This window comes from Povalibacter sp. (assembly GCF_036735925.1).
In the GTDB taxonomy this organism is placed as follows: domain Bacteria; phylum Pseudomonadota; class Gammaproteobacteria; order Steroidobacterales; family Steroidobacteraceae; genus Steroidobacter.
This window is the reverse complement of the sequence record NZ_DAINNK010000065.1, coordinates 1-4,575: the sequence shown is the minus strand read 5'-3', so window position 1 is coordinate 4,575 and position 4,575 is coordinate 1. Positions and strand designations below refer to the sequence as shown.

At 65.6% G+C, this 4,575-nt stretch carries 4 protein-coding genes; 2 read left to right on the top strand and 2 right to left on the bottom strand.

Annotated elements, in window-relative coordinates; translation table 11 throughout:
- Window positions 1–103 precede the first annotated feature (103 nt).
- Both V7D81_RS17530 and V7D81_RS17525 read left to right on the top strand, forming a co-directional pair.
- On the top strand, window positions 104–562 hold the full coding sequence (locus tag V7D81_RS17530) for a nuclear transport factor 2 family protein (protein WP_324318644.1): 459 nt from the start codon (window positions 104–106) through the stop codon (window positions 560–562).
- 58 nt (window positions 563–620) lie between these two features.
- Window positions 621–1,661, top strand: a complete 1,041-nt coding sequence (locus V7D81_RS17525) for an NAD(P)H-dependent flavin oxidoreductase (RefSeq protein WP_324318642.1) — start codon at window positions 621–623, stop codon at window positions 1,659–1,661.
- A gap of 31 nt (window positions 1,662–1,692) precedes the next feature.
- Here the strand turns inward: V7D81_RS17525 and V7D81_RS17520 are convergent, their stop codons facing one another.
- Together V7D81_RS17520 and V7D81_RS17515 are read right to left on the bottom strand one after the other, a co-directional pair.
- Window positions 1,693–2,739: an alpha/beta fold hydrolase gene (locus V7D81_RS17520; RefSeq protein ID WP_324318640.1), complete on the bottom strand. Its 1,047-nt coding sequence runs from the start codon at window positions 2,737–2,739 to the stop codon at window positions 1,693–1,695.
- Between the two features lie 137 nt (window positions 2,740–2,876).
- Window positions 2,877–4,298, bottom strand: coding sequence for a carboxylesterase/lipase family protein (locus V7D81_RS17515; RefSeq protein ID WP_324318638.1), 1,422 nt, complete (start codon window positions 4,296–4,298; stop codon window positions 2,877–2,879).
- Window positions 4,299–4,575: the final 277 nt, after the last annotated feature.

Sequence of the window (4,575 nt, the reverse complement as noted above, 5' to 3'; positions counted from 1 at the left end):
GCGAGCGCCCCGTTTCCATGGGGCAATAGAGCGAATGAGTTGCGACGGCACTTCGCCCCACGAATACTTTGCGCACGATCTCGATTCATACAGGGGCAGGAACGTGGCGAACATCACGATGGAGCAGTCGCTGGCGATTGCCTCCGTGCAGCAGCTCATCAATGACTGGGCCTACGAACTCGACGTGAACAACGGTCTGCACATCGCCGGCCTGGTCACCGCGGATTGCAGGTACGCGGTGGGCGGCACGCTCCGCGAAGGCCGCGCGGGCGTGGAGAAGTTTTACCGGGACCGGCTCGAGCGGCTGTCCGGCCAACCCGACGGCGTGCCGACGCAGCGCCACATGCTGTCCAACCTGCGCGTCAGCTTCCGCAGCGCGACCGAAGTCTCCATCACGTTCAGCCTGCTCTACTTCACGACGGCCGGCATGTCGTCGGGACTGAATCACGCCGACCCGGCGGCCACTGCCGACGTGCGCATGGACTGCCGCAGGGAATCCGACGGCGAATGGCGCATCTCCGCCTTCGACAGCGGTCAGGCGTTCAAGCGCGTGCCGAAATGACCTGCCGCGGCACAGGAGTCAGGAAGTTGTGCAGTCTGCTCACTTGGCAACGTCCCTCATGCAACTGCTAGGCGCCAGGCTGCCTGTGATTCAGGCGCCGATGGCCGGCGTTCAGGACTCCGCTCTTGCGCTCGCAGTATGCGAAGCAGGCGGAGTCGGCTCGTTGCCCGCAGCGACCTTGAGTACCGATGACCTGTTCTCCGAGTTGACTGCGATCAGGGGGCAAGCCAACGGGCGTCCGTGGAACGTCAATTTTTTCGCCCATCGTTCTCCGGCGCCCAATGAGAATCGCGAACGCGCCTGGCGAGCGTCGCTCGCGCCCTACTACGCCGAGTACGACATCGACGCTGCCTCCATTCCGACAGGCGCTGGCCGCCGTCCCTTCGATGCGCAAGCGGCGGGCGTGCTCGAGCCCTTTCGTCCTCCCATCGTGAGCTTTCATTTCGGCCTGCCGGCACCAGAGTTGCTGGCCCGCGTCCGCGGCTGGGGTTCGAAGGTGATTTCCAGCGCCACCACCGTCGAGGAAGCCCTGTGGCTGCAAGACCGCGGCGTCGACGCGATCATTGCGCAGGGCCTGGAGGCGGGAGGGCATCGCGGCTACTTCCTCACACGCGACCTCACGACACAGACAGGCACCTTCGCACTGGTACCGCAAATCGCGCGGGCCGTACGCGTGCCCGTCATCGCGGCCGGAGGCATCGCCGACTCCCGGGGCGTAGCCGCCGCACTCGCGCTCGGCGCCGCCGGCGTGCAGGTCGGTACCGCCTATCTTCTCTGCCCCGAAGCGACGACGCGTCCCGTTCACCGCGCCGCGTTGCAGAGCGAAGTCGCACGACACACGGCGCTCACAACGCTGTTCACTGGAGGCGCGGCGCGCGGCATCGTCAATCGGGCGATGCGGGAACTGGGCACACTCGACAACGAGGCTCCCGCCTTCCCTCTTGCTGCTGCAGCCCTGGCTCCGCTGCGTGCCGCCGCAGAGAAGCAGGGACGCAACGACTTCACGCCTTTGTGGAGCGGACAGAACGCCAGTGCCTGCCGCGCGGTGCCCGCGGCAGAAGTTACTCGAGCGCTGGCTCAGGGCCTGCGCGAGATATAACCACGGCGGCGCCCAGCTCGCTCCGTGGCGGCTACTTCTTCAGACTGGCAAGGAACGCCAGGATCGCCGCATTGGTCTCTTCGGGCCGTTCCTGCTGGATCCAGTGTCCCGTATCCGGCATGAGCATCACCTTCGTCAGTCCCGGCACCGCGTTCTTCATGCCGTTCGTCAGTGCTTCGGCACTGGCACCGCGAATCACCGTGTCCTTCTCGCCCGCGAGAAACAGCACCGGCTGCGTCACTTTCGCGTTCGCGAGTTGCGGCGTGATGTCCCAGTTGCGCTGGAAATTCCGGTAGTAGTTGATGCCGCCGCGGAAGCCCGCCGCGGTGAACTCATTCACGTAGTAGTCGAGATCGGCCTGTGTCAGCCACGACGGCAATCCCTTCGGAGCACCGAGCCGCGGAATCCAGCCGCCGGCCGCGCGCTTCGGATCGGTGATCTGCGGCGCCTCGCGCGGCGAACCGGGCGACAGATACAACCGGCTCAGAATGCCGCGCGGATCGGCATCGAACTCCTGCTCTGCGGCGCCCGGCTCCTGGAAATAAAGAATGTAGAAGAAGTTGTCGCCGAGCGAACGACGCAGCCCTTCGACCAGCGACACGGCTCCGCGACCGTTGTACGGCACGCTCATCGCGACCAGCGCCGTGAAGCGGTCCGGGTGCAGCAGCATGGCGTGCCACGTCACGATCGCGCCCCAGTCGTGACCGACCAGGATCGCCTGCTTCTCGCCCAGCGCATCGAGGATGCCGACGAGATCGCCGGTGACGTGCTGGATGTCGTAGTCCTCGACGGCAGCCGGCTTGTCGGTCTGGCCGTAGCCGCGCATGTCGGGCGCGACGACGCGATAGCCGGCGGCGGCAATGGCCGGCAGTTGATGACGCCACGAGTACCAGGATTCCGGCCAGCCGTGCACGAAGATCACCAGCGGCCCGCTGCCCATCTCGGCGATCCGCATGCGGATGCCGTTCGATTCGATGAAACGCAACGCGGGCTGGGCAGACGGGTGCGGCATGGTCGGTGTCCCGGCGGCGAAGGCGATCGAGCAGGCAAACATCAGGACGGAAGCAAGCAGTCTCATGGTCCGCGTTCCTCGGTGGCACTCGGCCCTGTGGGGCCGGCACTGACTAAAGGATCTGCTCTGCCTGTGGGGCCGGCTTTAGCCGGCCTTTGAGGAGTCAGGCTGAAGCCTGACCTACAGGAAGAATGACAGTATCGTCAGCTTCCCGCGTTCGCCGGCCGCGGTGGTCCGCTCGGAATGCCCTGCGATTTCACGATCTGTGCCTTGTCAGTGAACTTCATCGCGTCATCGCCGGCTTCGGTATAAGCAGGCCAGGTCACGCCGTTGGCGCAGGTGAATGATTTCGCCTTGGCATCCATTTTGTAGAACGCGATCCAGCAGGAGTTCACCAGCTTCGCGACGGCGCGATCGGCGGCGTCGGCCTTGCCGGCCGCACTGGCGGCCCAGCCCGACGTGTCGATCGAGTCGAACGTGAACATGAGTTCGGCGGAATGGATCGCGCCGCCCTTCCATTCGTCATGCCGAAAGCCCGGCACATAGGCGAAGTTGTAGAGCCACGCGCCGGCGCCGCTGTCGCCCGCGAGCTTCGCCACCGTGCGTGCGGCATCGAAGCCGGGTTCGCCGCTGTTGGAGCCCACCAGCACGGGCACGTCGATCTCGGTGCCTGCATTCAACGCATCGGCCGTCGAAATCGTGCGAAAGCGGTTGTCGATCGGCGTAGCCACACCGCGTCGCGTTGCTTCGGTGGCAACCAGCGTCTGTGCAGAGACTTCGCGCAGTTGCGCGGCCGTCGCATTCTCCGGCAGGCCGAGCGCCTTGGCCGCATCGACGCCGCGCTTCTCCGCTTCCGCCAGTGTCTGCCCCGGACGCAGCAGCGCGCCGGACTGGATGATGGCCTTGTGATACAGGCCCTTCGCCGAAGGAATCGACAGCAGGTTCACGACCATCGCCGCACCCGCCGACTGACCGGCGATCGTGACGTTGTCCGGATCGCCGCCGAAGGCAGCGACATTGCGCTTGATCCATTCGAGCGCGGCAACCGCATCGGTGAGCGCGAAGTTGCCGAGCGGCTCCTTCGCACCGGCGGCCTTCGTGAGTGCCGGATGCGAAAAGTTGGCGAGCGATCCCAGTCGATAGTTGATGGGAATCGTGATGACGCCCTGCTTCGCATTCGAGGTGCCGTTGTAGGAACCGAGGTGACCTGCGCCGAGGAACGAGGCACCGCCGTAGAGCCACAGCACGACCGGCGCCCTGTTCGCGTTCGCCGGCGCATGGACGCTGAGGTACAGACAGTCTTCGGATTGCACGCCGGCGACGCCGCCGCCGTTCGGCGTGCCGTCGGCATTGACGGGTTGTGGACAGGGCGGTTCGTTGGCGAAGGCCGTGCGTTCGCCCGGCCATTTGTCCGGCTTCTGCGGCGCTTTCCAGCGCAGTTCGCCGACGGGCGGTTTGGCGAACGGCACGCCGCGGAACACGTTCACGCTGTCGGCGACTTCACCGACCAGCACACCGCTGTCGATCGTCACCTTGACGGTCGCGCGCGCCGGCGCGGTCGTCTGGGCGTGGACGCTGGCGGCGAAGGTTGCAGCGATGGCGAATGTCGTCAGGTATCGATTCATGAGGTCCCCTGGTAGTGATTTTCCGGGTCGATCGCCTCTGATCCGCTCCTCCGCACAGCGGAGGAGGGTTAGGGTGGGAGCTTCTTACTGTGGGGCCGGCTTTCCCGCGGGATTCCTTCGGTCACAGCCGGCCTCTTCAGAGTCTGGCTGAAGCCTGACCTACAGAAACCCCCGTCCTGTCCCCCGTTCAGCGCGCCGCAGGCCGGGCAGCGCGAACGGCTTCTTCTTCATTTCAATTCCCCGCATTGGCCAGGTTTTTCGGCGGCAGGATCACGGC